The sequence below is a fragment of the Promicromonospora sp. NPDC023805 genome (assembly GCF_040639635.1).
Lineage (GTDB): Bacteria > Actinomycetota > Actinomycetes > Actinomycetales > Cellulomonadaceae > Promicromonospora.
Map to the genome: position 1 here is coordinate 18,670 of NZ_JBFAAH010000024.1, position 16,346 is coordinate 35,015.

The window sequence follows — 16,346 nt, forward strand, 5'->3', positions numbered from 1 at the left end:
CGCTATGGATCGAGGGCGCTTTGTTGCGGAATGTACCAAATGCGTAAAAGCCCATGTGTATGAGTTTTCACGAAGTGGCGTTCTGCGATTGCCGACCGGTGGGGCGGTGGCTACTTTCGATGCAGCAGTTCACACCAGACCGGTCGCGGACCAGGTCACGGACTTGGGCATCCGGCCCGAGCGAGGACCGGACGTCCTAGCCCAGGAGGCCGGTCGAGACACGAGTAGGTGACTTGCGTGGCACTACCTCCCCTCACCCCCGAGCAGCGTGCGGCAGCACTCGAGAAGGCCGCCGAGGCGCGTCGCGCTCGGGCAGTGATCAAGAACAAGCTCAAGTACTCGCAGGGCTCCCTCAAGGAGGTCATCGAGCAGGGCCAGAAGGACGACGTCGTCGGCAAGCTCAAGGTCGTCTCGTTGCTCGAGTCACTGCCCGGGGTCGGTAAGGTTAAGGCCAGGGCGATCATGGAAGAGATCGGGATCGCCGAGACCCGCCGCGTCCGAGGCCTCGGACCGCACCAGTCGGCGGCGCTCATCGAGAGGTTTGGCTGAGATCAGTACGTCACAACCCGCACGGCTGACCGTGCTCGCAGGACCCACCGCGGTGGGCAAGGGTACGGTCTCCGCCGATGTGCGGGACCGTTACCCCCAGGTCTGGCTCTCCGTGTCGGCGACCACCAGGTCGCCGCGCCCGGGCGAGGTGGACGGAGTGCACTATCTGTTCGTGTCACCGGAGGAGTTCGACCGTATGGTCGCCGCCGGTGAGATGCTCGAGTGGGCAGTGGTGCACGGTCACAACCGTTACGGGACGCCCCGGCGGCCGGTCGAGCAAAAACTCGCCGCCGGGGTGCCCGTCCTCCTGGAGATCGACCTCCAGGGTGCACGCCAGGTGCGTGACGCGGTGACGGCCTCGGGTCTTGAAGCCCGATTCGTCTTCCTCGCCCCGCCGAGCTTCGACGAGCTGGTCCGCCGGCTCGTCGGACGCGGCACCGAGGGCAGCGAGGAGCGCGAGCGCCGGCTCGCCACCGCCCGGGTCGAGCTCGCCGCGGAGGAGGAGTTCGACGTCACGATCGTGAACGACGACGTCCACCGCGCCACGGACGCGCTCGTCGCTGTGATGGGTGTGGCGATGGGTGTGGGTTCCACCACACCTGTCGCCGGCTAGCAGGCCCGCGCAGGCAAAGGCAGGCCGGACCAGGTCCGGCCTGCCGCGTCCGAGCGATCGAGCAGGTAGACTCGTGCCTCGGACTTTCCCCCGTACCTCAGACTTCTGGAGCTTCACCATGGCCGGAACCGTCGCCGCCCCCGAGGGCATCACCGACCCGCCGATCGACGAGCTGCTCGAGCGCATCGACTCGAAGTACGGCCTCGTGCTGTACGCATCCATGCGCGCCCGTCAGATCAACGCTTACTACTCGCAGCTCAACGAGGGCCTGCTGGAGAACGTGGGTCCGCTCGTCGAGACCCGCAACCAGGAGAAGCCGCTCTCCATCGCGATGCGCGAGATCACCCAGGGCCTCCTCACGATCGAAGAGGTCGACCCGGCAGAGGTCCAGGCGCAGGCCGACGCCGCCGCGGCGGCCAAGGCCGAGCAGCCGCTGCCCGAGTTCCCGGCCTGACCGGACTCCCCGCACGGTTCTTGAGCTGCCCGGCTCCTGGGCCGCACAGTTCTTGAGCTGCACGGTTCTTGAGAGGTAACCACCGATGAGGATCCTCCTCGGCGTGACCGGGGGGATCGCCGCGTACAAGGCGGTCCTCCTGCTGCGCCTGCTGCGCGAGCAGGGCCACGCCGTACGGGTGATCCCCACCCACGCCGCCCTCGAGTTCGTGGGCGCGCCGACGTTCGAGGCGCTGTCGGGCGAGAGCGTCAGCACCGAGGTGTTCGACGACGTCCCCGGCGTGCAGCACGTGGCGCTGGGCAAGGGCGCCGACCTCGTGATCGTCGCCCCCGCGACCGCGGACTTCATGGCGCGTGCGGTCGCCGGCCTCGCCGACGACCTGCTGACCACCACGCTGCTGGCGGCCCGCTGCCCGGTGGTGTTCGCCCCGGCGATGCACACCGAGATGTGGGACCACCCCGCGACCCGGTCGAACGTCGCGACGCTGCGTGAGCGTGGCGTGCACGTGATCGAGCCCGCATCTGGCCGGCTCACGGGCACGGACACGGGATCTGGCCGCCTGCCGGAGCCGGAGGACATCGCGCGCGAGGCTCTCGCGCTGGTCGAGACCCCGCAACCGCTGGTCGAGCCAGTCGAGACCCAGGACCTGACCGGCCGCCGCGTGGTCGTCTCCGCCGGCGGCACACGCGAGCCGATCGACCCCGTCCGGTTCATCGGCAACCGGTCCAGCGGCAGGCAGGGTGTCGCGCTGGCACAGGCGGCCGCCGCACGCGGCGCGGACGTGACCCTGGTCGCGGCGAACCTCGCCCAGGACGTGACCGACCAGGTCGAGTCCGTGCGCGGTGCGGCGGGCCGGCTCGCGTGCTCCGTCGTACGGGTCGAGTCGACCGCCGAGCTGCGCTCCGCGGTGCGGGACGCCGCCGGCGCCGCTGACGTCGTGGTGATGGCCGCCGCCGTGGCCGACTTCCGGCCCGCGAGCACGCCGGACGCCAAGATCAAGAAGGTGCCGGGCCAGGGGCCCGCGCCGATCGAGCTTCTCGAGAACCCAGACATCCTGGCCGAGCTCGCGCACGAGCGCCTGCGCGCCGGCCAGGTCGTGGTGGGCTTCGCCGCCGAGACCGGCGACGCGTCCGGCAGCGTGCTGGACCACGGCCGCACCAAGGCGCGGCGCAAGGGCGCCGACCTGATAGCGGTCAACGCCGTCGGCTCCGGGCGTGGGTTCGGCACCGACAGCAACGAGGTCACGCTGCTCGACGGCACCGGCGACGTGGTCGGTGCGGCGTCGGGGACGAAGCGCGAGGTGGCGGACGCCGTCTGGGACGCCGTCGTCAAGCTGCTGCCCTGACCTGCTGCTCTGACCTGTTGTGCTGATCGAGCCTCAGCCGTGATCCCCGTCTCACCTTTCAGGATCGACTGTTCGCTGTGCGAGACAGTAGGCTGGGGCGCATGAGCGAGCTGCGTCTGTTCACGTCCGAGTCCGTGACCGAGGGTCATCCGGACAAGGTGTGCGATCAGATCAGTGATGCGATCCTCGACGCGCTCCTGGAGCAGGACCCGACCTCGCGCGTGGCGGTGGAGACCATGGTCACCACCGGCCTGGTGCACGTCGCCGGTGAGGTCACCACCGAGGCCTACGTCGAGATCCCGCAGATCGTGCGGGACGTCGTGCGCGGGATCGGCTACACCTCGTCGACCATCGGGTTCGACGCAGACTCGTGCGGCGTCTCCGTGTCGATCGGCCAGCAGTCGCCGGACATCGCGCAGGGCGTCGACAAGGCCCTCGAGATGCGCGACGACACGAGCGACCTGGACCCCCTCGACGCCCAGGGCGCCGGGGACCAGGGCCTCATGTTCGGCTACGCGTCCGACGAGACGCCGTCCCTGATGCCGGTGGCCGGCTGGCTGGCACACCGCCTCTCCGAGCGGCTGGCCGCGGTACGCAAGTCCGGCGAGGTGTTGGGCCTGCGCCCGGACGGCAAGACGCAGGTCACCGTCGGGTACGACGGCGACCGCCCCGTCGCGGTCGACACGGTGGTGCTCTCCACGCAGCACGACGCCGACGTCCTGCAGGAGAAGCTGCACGTCGAGATCGCCGAGCACGTGATCGCTCCCGTGCTGGAGTCCGCTGGGCTCGAGTGGTCGGGCGCCAAGAGATTCGTGAACCCGACCGGCAAGTTCGTCATCGGCGGGCCCCAGGGCGACGCCGGGCTGACGGGCCGCAAGATCATCGTCGACACCTACGGCGGCATGGCGCGGCACGGCGGCGGCGCGTTCTCGGGCAAGGACCCCTCCAAGGTGGACCGGTCCGCCGCGTACGCCATGCGCTGGGTGGCCAAGAACGTGGTCGCGGCAGGGCTGGCGCGGCGCTGCGAGGCGCAGGTCGCCTACGCGATCGGCAAGGCGCACCCCGTTGGCCTCTACGTCGAGACGTTCGGCACGGAGACCGTGCCCGTGGAGCGGATCACCGCCGCCATCCGCGAGGTGTTCGACCTGCGTCCGGCGGCCATCGTGCGCGACCTCGACCTGCTGCGGCCCATCTACCGCGCGACGTCGACGTACGGGCACTTCGGGCGCGACCTGCCCGACTTCACGTGGGAGCGCACGAACCGCGTAGAGGACCTCCTGAGCCTGTTCTGAGCCTGTTCTGGGCCTGTTCTGGGCCTGTTCTGACGGCAGCCCGCTCCGGCGGTGGCTGACCGCCGACGGGCCCGGATTCGGATGTCGGTGGCGCGTGGTGGGATAGGCACGTGAACGGGGACACGGAGCAGGACACGCTGCCGGACGGAGCGCTGCTCGGGCTGGACGAGGTGGGCGCCGTGCCCGCTGGCGGCCGTGGGCGTGGTGGGTCCCGGAACCCGCTCGACAACGCCGAGACCAGCGGCGTCCCGATCACTCAGACGCTCCCGGTGGCGCACGTCGTGCTCGACCTGCAGCCCGCACACCTCGACCAGGCGTACGACTACCTCGTCCCGGTCACCATGGCCGACGACGCCCAGCCCGGCGTCCGCGTCAAGGCCCGTTTCGGGCGGCAGGACGTCGCCGGGTACGTGGTGGCCCGCCAGGAGACCTCCGACCACGACGGCCGCCTCGTGCCGCTGCGCAAGGTGGTGTCCGACGAGCAGGTGCTGACACCGCAGGTGCTGGACCTGTGCCGGGCCGTCGCGAACCGTTACGCGGGCACCCTGGCCGACGTGCTGCGCCTCGCGCTGCCGCCGCGGCACGCGCGCGTCGAGAAGGAACCCGTGCCGGCCGCCGCCGCGCTGGTCGAGCCTGTCGAGACCCCGGAACCCGCAGAGGTCGCGCCGTCGTCCACGGCCTGGGCCCTGTATCGCGGGGGAGAGGCGTACCTGCGCCGGATCATGGCGGGCGAGGCGCCGCGTGCGGTGTGGTCGGCGCTGCCGGGTGTCGGCACGGACACGAGTGCGGCCACGCCGCACTGGGCGGACGCCGTCGCGCAGGCCGTCCAGGCATGCGTCGCGGGTGGCCGCGGAGTGCTCGTCGTCGTGCCGGATGCCCGGGACGCGGGGCGTGTCACCGCGGCGCTGGAGCACGCCGGCCTCGCGGCGGACGACGTCGTGCGGCTCCTCGCGGACGACGGCCCGGCCCCCCGCTACCGTGCGTTCTTGCGCGCCCTGCGGGGCGCCGCACGCGTGGTGGTCGGTACCCGGGCCGCGATGTTCGCGCCGGTCACGGACCTCGGGCTGGTGATCCTGTGGGGCGACGGCGAGGAGACCCTTGCCGAGCCGCACTCCCCGTACCCGCACGCCCGCGAGGTGCTGGCGCTGCGCGCGGAGCGGGAGAACACGGCGTTCCTCCTGGGCTCACCAGGGCGTACGGTGCAGGCGCAGGCACTGCTGGCGTCTGGCTGGGCCCGTGAGCTAGCGGCGCCCCGGGACGTCGTCCGGTCCCGCGCGCCGCGCGTCCGGGCACTGACCTCGGTGGAGCTCGCGCGGGACGGCGCCGCCGCAGCGGCCAGACTGCCGTCCGTGGCCTGGAAGGCCGCCCGCGACGCCCTGGAGCGCGGTCCCGTGCTGGTGCAGGTGCCGCGGTCGGGCTATCTGCCGGTCGTGGCGTGCTCCCGCTGTCGGGTGGCTGCGCGGTGCGGCCACTGCCACGGCCCGCTGGGTCTCCCGCACGCCGACGGCGCCCCGCAGTGCTCGTGGTGCGGCCGGCTGGCGGGTGGGTGGCACTGCGAGGAGTGCGGCTGGACCGGCCTGCGGTCGGTGCGGGTCGGTTCCGCCCGCACGGCAGAGGAGCTGGGGCGCGCGTTCTCCGGCGTGCCGGTACGGCTGTCCTCTGCGACGGCGCCGGGTGGTGTGCTCGACGCCGTCCCCGGCACGCCCGCGCTCGTCGTCGCGACGCCCGGCGCGGAGCCGGTCGCCGAGTCCGGTTACGCGACCGCCCTCCTCCTCGACGCGGCAGTGATGACGGGCGGCACCGGTCTCGCCTCGGGCACGGAGGCCCTGCACCGCTGGCTGGCCGCCGCGTCCCTGGTCCGGCCCGGGCCGGAGGGGCAGGTGCTGCTCGTCGGCGACGGCGCTCCTGGCCCCACGCAGGGCCTGGTGCGCTGGGACCCTGCGGGCTTCGCCGAGCGCGAGCTCGACGAGCGGGCCGAGCTGCACCTCCCGCCGGCCGTGCGCGTCGCGGCGGTGACCGGGGACCGGACGGCTGTCGAGGCCGTCGTCGCGCGGGTCGGGCTGCGCGAGGATCCAGGAGCGGGTTCGGGGGTGCTGGGCCCCGTCGAGCTCGACCCGGACGCCGTCGGGCGCAGGCCTGGAGGCCGGGGGGCGGGGGCGCCGTCGTCCGGCCGGGGCGGCGCGGCCGGCCTGCAGGCGCTGGACCTGCCCGTGCGGACCGTGCTGCGCGTACCGCTCGCCCAGGGCGACGAGCTCGCCCGTAGGCTCAAGGCGAGCCTTGCCGTCCGCTCCGCACGCCGTGAGGGCGGGACGGTCCGTGTCCAGCTCGACCCGAAGGAGATGCTGTGAGTTCTGCCGACCCCGCGACCACCGCGGCCCTCAACTCGACGACCCGACCGGAGGCCGCTACCGGCATCGACACGGTGGTCTACGACTTCGGGAACGTCCTGGTCGGCTGGGACCCGTTCGGCCCGTACGCGGGCCGGCCCCGGGCCGAGATCGAGGCTTTCTTCGAGGCGGTGGACTTCGACACGATCAACCACGCGGCCGACGCCGGTACGCCGTACTCCGTGCTGCTCGAGCGCGTGGAGCGCACCCGCCCGGACCTTGTCGAAGACCTGCGCCGGTACGTCGAGAACTACGAGCTGTCGCTGACCGGACCGATCGAGGGATCGGCAGAGCTGGTGGCCGAGCTGAAGGGCCTCGGGCTGCGGCTGTACGGGCTGACGAACTGGCAGGCCGAGACGTTCCACAGCGCCGAGCCCGCCGCGCCGGCGATCGGGCTCATGGAGGACGTCATAGTGTCCGGCCGTGAGGGCATGGCCAAGCCCGACCGGCGCATCTTCGAGCTGGTCGTGGAACGGTTCGACGTCGACCCGGCCCGCGCGGTGTTCATCGACGACAAGGACGTGAACGTGGACGCCGCGCGCGGCGTCGGGTTCCACGGTGTCGTGTTCACGACGACGGCCGCCCTCCGCAAGGACCTGCGCGCGCTGGGGCTCCCGGTAGCGGAACAGCAGCCCGAGGCCACCGCGCCGGGCGGCCGAACCTAGACTGACCCGGTGCGTCTTCTCTTCGCAGGAACCCCCGAACCCGCCGTCGCCTCGCTGGAGGCACTGCTCGCCTCGCGCCACGAGGTAGTTGCCGTCCTGACCCGCGCCGACGCGCCGTCGGGCCGCGGCCGCAAGCTCACGCCGAGCCCGGTGCGGGCCCGCGCCGAGGAGGCCGGGATCCCCGTCATCACGGACGTCCCGCGCGGTGACGAATTCATCGAGCGGCTGCAGGGGCTGGAGATCGACGCCGCCCCCGTCGTCGCGTACGGCCACATCCTGCGGCCCGCGGTCCTGGCAGTGCCCCGCCTCGGCTGGATCAACCTGCACTTCTCGGTCCTGCCCGCCTGGCGCGGTGCCGCTCCGGTCCAGCGCGCGGTGATCGCGGGCGACGAGGTGACAGGCGCCACGACGTTCCTGCTCGACGAGGGCATGGACACCGGCCCCGTCCTCGGCACGGCCACAGAGACCATCCGCCCCACCGACACGTCGGGCGACCTCCTCGGCCGCCTCGCGGTCTCCGGCGCAGAGCTCCTCGTGGCCACCCTCGACGCGCTGGAGGACGGCGCCCTCCAGCCCCAGCCGCAGCCCGCCGACGGCGTGTCCGTGGCACCCAAGCTCACCACCGACGACGCCCGCGTGGCCTGGACCGACCCGGCGCTCGCGATCGACCGGCTGGTGCGGGGCTGCACGCCTGCGCCCGGCGCGTGGACCGTGCTGCCGGACGGCACCCGCCTGGGCCTCGGGCCGGTCGCTCCCCGCCCGGAGGTCACCGACCTGCGGGCGGGCGAGGTGCGCGCGCTGAAGCACGAGGTGCTGGTCGGCACGGCCACGCACGCCGTCGCGCTCGGCGAGGTGCGGCCCGTCGGGAAGAAGGCGATGCCCGCGCCCGACTGGGCACGTGGCGGCGGACGCCCGCTCGTGGAGGCGGGCCTCGTGCTGGGTGGCGCGGCCGCCTGATCCGCTGAGCCGACGTGGTCCGCACCGGTGCGGACCACGTCGGCTCAGATCAAGGGCGGCTCAGATCGAGGGCGGCTCAGATCGAGGGCGGCTCAGATCGAGGTCGGCTCAGCTCAGGCCTGCGCTCAGTTGTAGAACTCCTTGACGCCGGTGCAGCGCGTCGCCGTCGAACCGCTCATCTCGCAGAGCCGCCCGGCGAGGCGGGTGTCCTCCACCCAGATCATCGCCTTGTCACACTTGACGCCGTCCACGGCGACGTTGTCCCGGCAGTACACGTGCGTGCCGCCCTCGTTCCCGACACGCCAGACGTCGAGCCGCACGTTGCGGTCGTTGGTGTAGGTGTCCCAAGCCTGGACCCGGTTGGCCGAGTCGTCCGCGAACGCCTTCGCGAGCACCGTGCCCGAGGTGCTCGTCAGGGTCCAGGACATGTCGTTGGCGGATGCGCTCGGCATCGCCCCCAGCACGAGCCCGATCGACGCCGCTGCGACCAGGGCGCCGCGGGCCAGCTTCTTCCCGAACATGTTTCCTCCAGTGTGGCTCTCGTCCGATGGTGCGCATCTGTCACCGCGCGGACGAAAGGCTAGGAGCCGTCGAGGCGACCGGCTTGGCGGGATGATGGGGAGATCTCCCCATGGTGCTGCGGCCGGATGCGTGCAGAGACGGCTGACCAGGCGCGTCAACGTAGGATCGGGGGGTGCCGAACACCTCATCTCACCCGCCCCAGGACGATCCGCGCCGCGGCGATCCGCGCCGGAACTCTCAAGGCCGGGAACGCAGCGCGGCGCGGTCCCGGCCCGGCGAGCGCCCCCGCACGTCGCAGGCGCCGTCGGAGCGTCGCAAGCGCACCGACCCGGCCAGGATGGCCGCGTTCGACGTGCTGCGCGAGGTCGACGAGTCCGACGCGTACGCGAACCTCGTGCTGCCCCCGCTGTTGCGCGAGCGGCAGATCCGTGGGCGGGACGCGGGCTTCGCGACCGAGCTCACCTACGGCACGCTGCGCCTGCGCGGCCGGTACGACGCGATCCTGGCGACCTGTGTGGACCGCCCGCTGCCCGGGCTGGACCCGGCGCTGCTCGACGTCCTGCGGCTCGGATCGCACCAGGTCCTCGGCATGCGGGTGCCCGTGCACGCCGCCGTCTCCGAGACGGTGGGGCTCGCGCGCAACCGCGTGGGCGCCGGGCCCGCGCAGATGGTGAACGCGGTGCTGCGCCGCGTGTCGGAGCGTTCGCTCGACGAGTGGCTCGCGGTGCTCACGAAGGAAGCGCCCGACGCCCTGGCCGGTCTCGCGGCGACCGAGTCGCACCCGATGTGGATCGCACGGGCGATGCGCGAGGCACTGGCAGGCAACGGCCGCGACGTCGACGAGATCGGCGCCCTGCTGGCCGCCGACAACGTGCCGCCGCGCGTCACGCTGGTGGCGCGGCCGGGCCTGGTCGACGTCTCGGACGAGACCGCGTGGGGCGACGCCGAGCTGGTGGGCGGGCGCTGGGCATCGACCGCGCTGCGCCTGGAGGGCTCGGACCCCGCGGGGATCCCAGCCATCCGGGAGGGTCTCGCCGGCGTGCAGGACGAGGGTTCGCAGCTCGTGACCCTCGCCCTCGCGGAAGCGCCTCTGGAGGGCCGTGACGAGCGCTGGCTCGACCTGTGCGCCGGCCCGGGCGGCAAGGCGGCCCTGCTGGCGGCACTGGCCGCCCAGCGCGGCGCGACGCTGGTCGCCAACGAGGTGGCGCCGCACCGTGCCCGTCTCGTCGCGAACGCCCTCGCGGCCATGCCCGAGGGCGCGGTCGAGGAGGTGCGCACCGGCGACGGGCGTGAGGTGGGTGCCGACGAGCCCGGCGCCTACGACCGGGTGCTCGTCGACGCGCCCTGCACCGGCCTGGGTGCGCTGCGCCGTCGGCCCGAGAGCCGGTGGCGGCGGACGCCGTCGGACCTCGCCGCGCTCACCGGGCTGCAGCGCGAGCTGCTCGCCTCGGCGCTGGACGCCGTCCGGCCCGGGGGAGTGGTGGCGTACGTGACGTGCTCGCCGCACCTCGCCGAGACGCAGCTGGTGGTCTCCGACGTGCTGAAGAAGCGCGACGACGTCGAGCGGCTCGACACGGCCGCCGCCGTGCGGTCCGTGGTCAGCGCCAGCGGCGCCACCGAGGAAATTCCTCTGTCGGACCGCGACGACGTCCAGCTGTGGCCGCACGTGCACGGCACGGACGCGATGCACCTGACGCTGCTGCGCAAGGTGGGCTGACGCCGAATCGGGCCCGGCCGTCAGCCTGCGGTCGGGCTGCCGGTCGGGGCAGCTCGGGCTCTCCGGGAGCGCTGCACCAGGTCGATGACGGCGACGGGGACGGCCACCGCTGACCCGGCGGCGCACACGATGAAGACGGCCAAGGCAAACTGTGCCTGCGCCGGCCAGCCGGAATCTCCTGGTACCTGGGCGTTTCGAGGCGCGTCGGCCTGGTAGACGACGTCCAGCGTTTCGCCCTCGTAGTAGACGCGGTCGCGTGGTGTGACGCCTGTCCTCACCACGGAGCCGTCCGGCGGGGAGAACCGCACGTCGAGCCAGTGGCCGCCGGCACCCCAGGAGCTCCTTTCGACCGTAGCTCGCGCGTGGACTCCGAACTCCCGGAGCACCGCCGCGTCGCCCGCGACGTTCGCGGCGAACATGCCGGCGAGCACCGCGCTCACGGGTGCGGCGACCAGCAGGAAGACGACCTGCCCTGGTTCGAGGCCGGAGAGCGGGCTTTTCCGGCGCCCACGAGGCGGCTGGCTCTCGGGGCGGTGCTCGTCGCTTGTTGCGCGGTCGGTCGGTGCAGAGTTGCTCGGTGCACGGTGGCCTCGAGCTCGCGCGAAGACGCGCCGCACGAGCTCGCCGGCTGGAAGGAGCGCGGCAAGCAGGCAAGCAAGACCAAACAGGTCGAAGGCCGCGACGCCGAGGATGACAGAGATCTCGGGCGGCGTACCGGCGGCAACCGCGTGTCCAGGGTCGTGAGGATCGAAGACCACGTCGATCTGCTGGCCGACACCGAGCCCACGCGGCCACCGGTCAAGGTCGGTCTCGAAGTAGAAGGGCGGTTCGAGGGACCGGACGGTCACTGTGCCCGAGCCGCGACGTGGCGTGGTGTAGTCGACCACCTCCGCCGTGACCTGCACACCCCGGTTCTCCAGGATCATCTCGTTCCGGACCAGGCTGAACGTCACGACGGCAGCAGCCATCGCGAAGGCGACAAGGATGCACACGGCCGTCAGGAGACCACCGACACTGGCAGTTCCGAGGGCTGCCCGGGTCCGGTCGTGCTGTGCGGCCAGACCAGCCCGTGCCCTGACCCAGCGTGACGGTTCTGCCCGTAGCTCGCGAGCCGCGATCTGGCGCTCCATCGCCCGGCGCGTCTCCTTCTGCCGGCGCGTCACTCCGTCCGTCCACGATGTCTGCGGCGTCGGCGGACGAGCGACCTCAGCGCGGCCGGGACGGAGAGCGGGACGAGCGCGAGCGCGACGACCCCGACGGCAACAAGAACCCGCACGTCCGAGGTCCAGCCGTGCCGGATCCCGTCGACGACGAGAAAGACGCCGAACCCCACGTACAGGGGCGGGGTGATCAGCATGACGAGCACGAGACGAGTGTCCAGGCTGTCGAACCAGTCGCCCGTGTCCGTGCGGGCCTGGGCCGCGAACCGGGCGGCGGCTCGTGCGGACCGGGTGACCAGCGGACCATCGTCGTCCGCGGTGAGGAGGTGCCGAAGGCGCCGGACGACCTCGCCGCTTGCGATGACCACCCCGGGCAGGCAGACGACCACCGTCAGGTCGACGACCAGCGCGGCGGGCAATCGCCAGTCGAACGGTGCGCCGGCACGGACCTGCGAGATCGTCGTCCAGAAGGATCCGGTCGCCAGGGTTGCCATAGCTCCCACGATGGCGACGAGCTGCGGCGTCGACCGCGCCCTGATCTCGTCCACGCGGAACGTCGCGCGCACCGACCGGACGCGCCGGTGCCGACTGCTCAGCACCTCGCCGCCCTGCTCCCGCCCTTTAGCCACGTCGGGAGACTAGCGGCGCGTCCCGCCGGCAGATCCGGGATCCGGCAAGCCTGGTGGGTGAACTTCTACATGCCCGCCGGCGGCCACACCCCGATGATCACTGCCATGACCAGGATCGTCACGAGCTCGTGGGCCAGGTTCAGGGTGGTGAGCGCCGGGGGACGGCCCTCGAAGGCGTCGTGCGTGATCATGCGCGCGGCGGTGAAGCCGATCCAGAGCAGGACGGCGGTCACGACGGACGCCGTGAGGAATGCGCCCTGGTAGAACTCCCACGAGATGTAGACGGCGCCGGCCAGCACCCACGCCGTCAGGAAGCTGACGATGACGGTGACGACGATGGGCCAGATGCCCGCCGCCTCGGCGGCCTTGGGGTCCACCTTCGCCAGCCGCATCCAGCGGGTACCGAACGTCTTCGGCGTGTACCAGAGCGAGCCCACGACAAGCGTGGACAGCGTGGCCACGAGCACTGCCCAGTAGTTCACTTCGGGGATCATCGTTGCTCCCGGACTGTGGGGACTGCGCGGTTGGGTATGCGGTTCGGTGGTGCAGAGAATCGCGCTCTACGCTGGCATCATGGCAGCCCTCATCGCCCCGAGCATCCTGTCCGCCGACTTCGCGAACCTGGAGCGCGACCTCGGCCGGATCGCCGACGCCGACTACGCGCACGTCGACGTCATGGACAACCACTTCGTGCCGAACCTGACGCTGGGGCTGCCGATCTTCGAGCGGCTCGCGAAGGTGTCGCCGATCCCGCTCGACGCGCACCTCATGATCGAGAACCCCGACCGGTGGGCGCCCGCGTTCGCGGAGGCGGGGGCGGCGTCGGTCACCTTCCACGCGGAGGCGGCGCAGGCGCCGGTGCGCCTGGCGCGGGAGCTGCGGAAGCTCGGGTCGCGGGCCGGCGTCGCCCTGCGCCCGGCGACGCCGGTGGAGCCCTACCTCGACCTGCTCGCAGAGATCGACATGATCCTCGTGATGACCGTCGAGCCGGGGTTCGGCGGGCAGTCCTTCATCGAGGGCACCCTGCCGAAGATCCGCCGCGCCCGGGAGGCCGTGAGCGAGTCAGGTCTCGACGTGTGGATCCAGGTCGACGGGGGAGTGTCGCGAGAGACGATCGAGCGCGCGGCCGAGGCCGGGGCGAACGTCTTCGTGGCGGGTTCGGCGGTGTACGGGGCCGAGGACATCCCCGCCGAGATCGCGACGCTGCGCGAGCTGGCGAGCAAGCACACGCACTGAGTCAACCGGAGGCCGGGCCGGCCGCGGGGCTCGCCGGTCGCCGGCCATGACTCGCTTCGACACCCAGATAAAAAAGTGTGCCAAGCGCGTGCTGCACAGCATCCTCCCGATCAATCGCGTCACCAACAGCCCGGACCGGGGGAGCCCGGCTCGTACTTTTGCCTGATCCGGTGATGCCCCTGGCCCTCGTAGCATGAGCGCGTGTCCGCCATCCGCTCGGTCTGGGACGAACCGCGGCCCGCCGATCCGCCAGTGCGCGTGTGGCGGGACTGGGTGCTCGTCGCGATTGTCGTCGCCGGGGCCATGATCGAGGTGGTCACGCGGCCGGACGTCCAGGGACGGTGGCTGGAGCTCGCCACCGTCGTCGTGCTCGCGCCGACGCTGCTGTGGCGCCGGACGCACCCGCTGACGACGGTCGTCGTCGCGTTCGTGGCGTCGACGGCGCCGGCGCTCGTTCTCGGCCGCGACCTGGCCTTCGCCTCGAACGTCTTCATGCTGGTCCTGGCGTACGCGCTGTTCCGGTGGGGGACCGGGCGGGCGATGGTGCTCGGCGCGGTGGTGATCCTCGCGAAGATGGGGACGAACGCGGCGCTCGGCTTCCTCACGCTCGCCGACGTGGGCGTCGGCTGCCTCATCCTCGGCTCGACGTTCGCGCTCGGCCTGGCGCTCCGGTACCGGTCCGGCGCGCGGCGGCGCGAACGCGAGCAGGTGGTGCTGCTCGAACGGGAGCGGCTGGCCCGGGACCTGCACGACGTCGTCGGGCATCACATCTCGGCGGTGGCGGTGCGGGCACAGGCCGGGCTCGCCGTGTCGCAGACCGATCCCGGAGCGGCTGTCGACGCCTTGCGGGTGATCGAGGAGCAGGCCTCCCGTGCGCTGGCCGAGATGCGCACGCTGGTCCGCGTCCTGCGGTCGGACGAGCTGCGCCCCGGCGAGGACGGCGGCGACCGTGCCCACGAGGCGGACGAGCTCGCTCCCGGGCCCACGCTGGCCGACGTCGAACGCCTCGCCGACGCCACCGTGCCGCGCGTCGAGGTCGACCTGGAGGGCGACTCCACCCGGGTCTCGGCGGCCGTGGGCGGCGCGGTGCAGCGCATCGCGCAGGAGTCGGTCACGAACGCACGCCGTCACGCTCGGGGCGCCACCCGGATCGCGGTCCGCGTCACCGTCGGTGAGACGTCCGTCCGGCTCCGGGTGTCCGACGACGGCGGTGCGCCAGACGCTCCGGGCGACGGCGGGTACGGGCTGGCCGGCATGCGTGAGCGTGCGGCACTGCTGGGCGGCACCCTGGACGCCGGACCTGACGCTGCCGGCTGGACCGTCGAGGCGATGCTCCCGTTCTCGGGCGCCGCATGACTGCCGGGCGCATGACCGTCGGGAACATCAGGGTCCTCGTGGCGGACGACCAGGAGATCGTCCGCACGGGCCTCACCATGATCCTGAACGCCCAGGAGGGCATCGAGGTCGTCGGGCAGGCCGCCGACGGCCGGACCGCCGTCGAGCTGGCGCAGCGGCTGCGCCCCGACGTCGCCCTGCTCGACATCCGGATGCCGGACATCGACGGCATCGAGGCCACCAGGCTGCTCGCGGGTCCCGGTGTCGCGGAGCCGCTCGCCGTCGTCGTGATCACCACGTTCGACCTGGACGAGTACGTGTACGCGGCCCTGCGCGCCGGGGCTCGCGGTTTCCTGCTCAAGGACGCCGGAGCGGCGCTCCTGGCCCAGGCGATCGAGGCCGCCGCATCCGGTGAGGCCCTGATCGCCCCGAGCGTCACCACGCGCCTCCTGCGCGCCTTTGCCGACACCGGTCCCCGCGACCTGCCCGCCCAGCCGCTGGACCCCCTCACCGCACGCGAGGAGGAGGTTCTGCTGGCGGTGGCCGTCGGCCGCACGAACACCGAGATAGCGCGCGAGCTGTTCGTCACGCTGAGCACCGTGAAGTCCCACGTCGCGAACCTGATGACCAAGCTGAGGGCGCGCAACCGCGTGGAGGTGGCGCTCTGGGCGTACGACACGGGGCGTGTCCGCCCGGCGCACTCCACGCGCCGGCCCTGACCCGGTCCTGACTCGGCTCTGACTCGGCCTGCACTCGTACTTTCGGCCAGGCCGAGACTGGTCCGCGGGCCCATGACCCGCAGGGGTCTGGCGGAGCAGGCTCGCACCATGACCACATCCCAGGTGACGACCAAGCTCACCAGCCGCCGCCAATGGCTCGTTCCCGCAGGCCTCCTCCTGCTCGCGCTCATCCCCGCCCTCGGCGGCGCCGTACGCGTCTCCGAGCTGGCCGCCGACCCCTTGGTCACCGCTGACAACGCGCGGTTCGTGACCCAGCCGATCCCGGTGCTGGTGCACATCGTCTGCGTGACCGTCTACAGCATGCTGGGCGCTTTCCAGTTCGTCCCGAGCCTGCGCCGGCGCGGCTGGCACCGGTTGGCCGGCCGCGTCCTGTTCCCCGCCGGGCTCGGGGTCGCGCTGACGGGGCTCTGGATGACCGCGTTCTACGACCTGCCCACCAAGGACACGGTGGTCGTCAACGGGGTCCGCTATGTGGTCGGCGTCGTGATGGTGGTGTCGCTGGTCCTCGGGGTGCGCGCGGCGCTGCGGCACGACTTCGTGGCGCACCCGGCGTGGATGATGCGGGCCTACGCGCTGGCCATGGGCGCGGGTACGCAGGCACTGCTGCTCGGCCCGTACGTCGTGTTCGCGGGCATACCGGGTCCGGTCACCAACACGGTGCTCATGACTGCTGCATGGGTCATCAACGCGGCGGTCGCCGAGTGGGTGATCCGTCGGCGGCGGATCACGGCCAGGGTGTGACGGG

Annotated in this window: 17 protein-coding genes; 13 read left to right on the forward strand and 4 right to left on the reverse strand. The window is 72.3% G+C overall.

Translation table 11 applies throughout. The features are described from left to right. The first annotated feature begins 237 nt into the window (after positions 1-237). From mihF to fmt, 8 genes are all read left to right on the forward strand, one after another. Positions 238-549: an integration host factor, actinobacterial type gene (gene mihF / locus AB0F70_RS20960; RefSeq protein WP_116675126.1), complete on the forward strand. Its 312-nt coding sequence runs from the start codon at positions 238-240 to the stop codon at positions 547-549. Position 550: 1 nt separating this feature from the next. Beyond that, positions 551-1,162, forward strand: coding sequence for a guanylate kinase (gene gmk / locus AB0F70_RS20965; RefSeq protein ID WP_357452946.1), 612 nt, complete (start codon positions 551-553; stop codon positions 1,160-1,162). Positions 1,163-1,280: 118 nt separating this feature from the next. Then, entirely contained in the window at positions 1,281-1,616 is a 336-nt protein-coding gene (gene rpoZ, locus AB0F70_RS20970) for a DNA-directed RNA polymerase subunit omega (RefSeq protein WP_129788923.1), read from the forward strand. A gap of 85 nt (positions 1,617-1,701) precedes the next feature. Then, positions 1,702-2,961, forward strand: a complete 1,260-nt coding sequence (coaBC, locus tag AB0F70_RS20975; protein WP_357452714.1) for a bifunctional phosphopantothenoylcysteine decarboxylase/phosphopantothenate--cysteine ligase CoaBC — start codon at positions 1,702-1,704, stop codon at positions 2,959-2,961. 101 nt (positions 2,962-3,062) lie between these two features. Further along, entirely contained in the window at positions 3,063-4,253 is a 1,191-nt protein-coding gene (gene metK / locus AB0F70_RS20980) for a methionine adenosyltransferase (RefSeq protein WP_357452717.1), read from the forward strand. A 110-nt stretch (positions 4,254-4,363) separates the two neighbouring features. Then, positions 4,364-6,601 carry a primosomal protein N' gene (locus tag AB0F70_RS20985; RefSeq protein ID WP_357452720.1) on the forward strand — a complete coding sequence of 746 codons (2,238 nt, stop codon included), beginning with the start codon at positions 4,364-4,366 and terminating at the stop codon, positions 6,599-6,601. Continuing rightward, a complete protein-coding gene (locus AB0F70_RS20990; RefSeq protein ID WP_357452723.1) occupies positions 6,598-7,305 on the forward strand; it encodes an HAD family phosphatase in 708 nt (235 codons plus the stop codon). The genes AB0F70_RS20985 and AB0F70_RS20990 overlap by 4 nt, the downstream gene beginning before the upstream one ends. 9 nt (positions 7,306-7,314) lie before the next feature. Next, positions 7,315-8,262 (forward strand): methionyl-tRNA formyltransferase, encoded by a 948-nt coding sequence (gene fmt / locus AB0F70_RS20995; protein WP_357452726.1) that lies wholly within the window; start codon positions 7,315-7,317, stop codon positions 8,260-8,262. A 125-nt stretch (positions 8,263-8,387) separates the two neighbouring features. Here the strand turns inward: fmt and AB0F70_RS21000 are convergent, their stop codons facing one another. Then, positions 8,388-8,783 (reverse strand): hypothetical protein, encoded by a 396-nt coding sequence (locus tag AB0F70_RS21000; RefSeq protein WP_357452729.1) that lies wholly within the window; start codon positions 8,781-8,783, stop codon positions 8,388-8,390. A gap of 173 nt (positions 8,784-8,956) precedes the next feature. Here AB0F70_RS21000 and AB0F70_RS21005 point away from each other — a divergent pair, with 173 nt between their 5' ends. Then, a complete protein-coding gene (locus AB0F70_RS21005) occupies positions 8,957-10,501 on the forward strand; it encodes a transcription antitermination factor NusB (RefSeq protein ID WP_357452732.1) in 1,545 nt (514 codons plus the stop codon). A gap of 20 nt (positions 10,502-10,521) precedes the next feature. Here AB0F70_RS21005 and AB0F70_RS21010 read toward each other — a convergent pair whose 3' ends face one another. The 3 genes from AB0F70_RS21010 to AB0F70_RS21020 form a co-directional block, all read right to left on the reverse strand. Further along, positions 10,522-11,493 carry a DUF3592 domain-containing protein gene (locus AB0F70_RS21010; RefSeq protein ID WP_357452735.1) on the reverse strand — a complete coding sequence of 324 codons (972 nt, stop codon included), beginning with the start codon at positions 11,491-11,493 and terminating at the stop codon, positions 10,522-10,524. Between the two features lie 167 nt (positions 11,494-11,660). Beyond that, the gene (locus tag AB0F70_RS21015; RefSeq protein WP_357452738.1) at positions 11,661-12,290 is read right to left on the reverse strand and encodes a hypothetical protein; all 630 of its coding nucleotides are present in this window, start codon (positions 12,288-12,290) and stop codon (positions 11,661-11,663) included. 65 nt (positions 12,291-12,355) lie between these two features. Beyond that, a complete protein-coding gene (locus AB0F70_RS21020; RefSeq protein ID WP_357452741.1) occupies positions 12,356-12,784 on the reverse strand; it encodes a DUF1761 domain-containing protein in 429 nt (142 codons plus the stop codon). Positions 12,785-12,863: 79 nt separating this feature from the next. On the opposite strand from AB0F70_RS21020, the gene rpe reads away from it, so the two are divergent. From rpe to AB0F70_RS21040, 4 genes are all read left to right on the forward strand, one after another. Beyond that, the gene (gene rpe, locus AB0F70_RS21025) at positions 12,864-13,526 is read left to right on the forward strand and encodes a ribulose-phosphate 3-epimerase (RefSeq protein WP_357452744.1); all 663 of its coding nucleotides are present in this window, start codon (positions 12,864-12,866) and stop codon (positions 13,524-13,526) included. Positions 13,527-13,727: 201 nt separating this feature from the next. Continuing rightward, positions 13,728-14,882 carry a sensor histidine kinase gene (locus AB0F70_RS21030; protein ID WP_357452747.1) on the forward strand — a complete coding sequence of 385 codons (1,155 nt, stop codon included), beginning with the start codon at positions 13,728-13,730 and terminating at the stop codon, positions 14,880-14,882. An 11-nt stretch (positions 14,883-14,893) separates the two neighbouring features. Beyond that, positions 14,894-15,580: a response regulator transcription factor gene (locus AB0F70_RS21035; protein ID WP_357452750.1), complete on the forward strand. Its 687-nt coding sequence runs from the start codon at positions 14,894-14,896 to the stop codon at positions 15,578-15,580. Between the two features lie 108 nt (positions 15,581-15,688). Next, entirely contained in the window at positions 15,689-16,342 is a 654-nt protein-coding gene (locus AB0F70_RS21040; protein ID WP_357452753.1) for a DUF2306 domain-containing protein, read from the forward strand. Positions 16,343-16,346 lie beyond the last annotated feature (4 nt).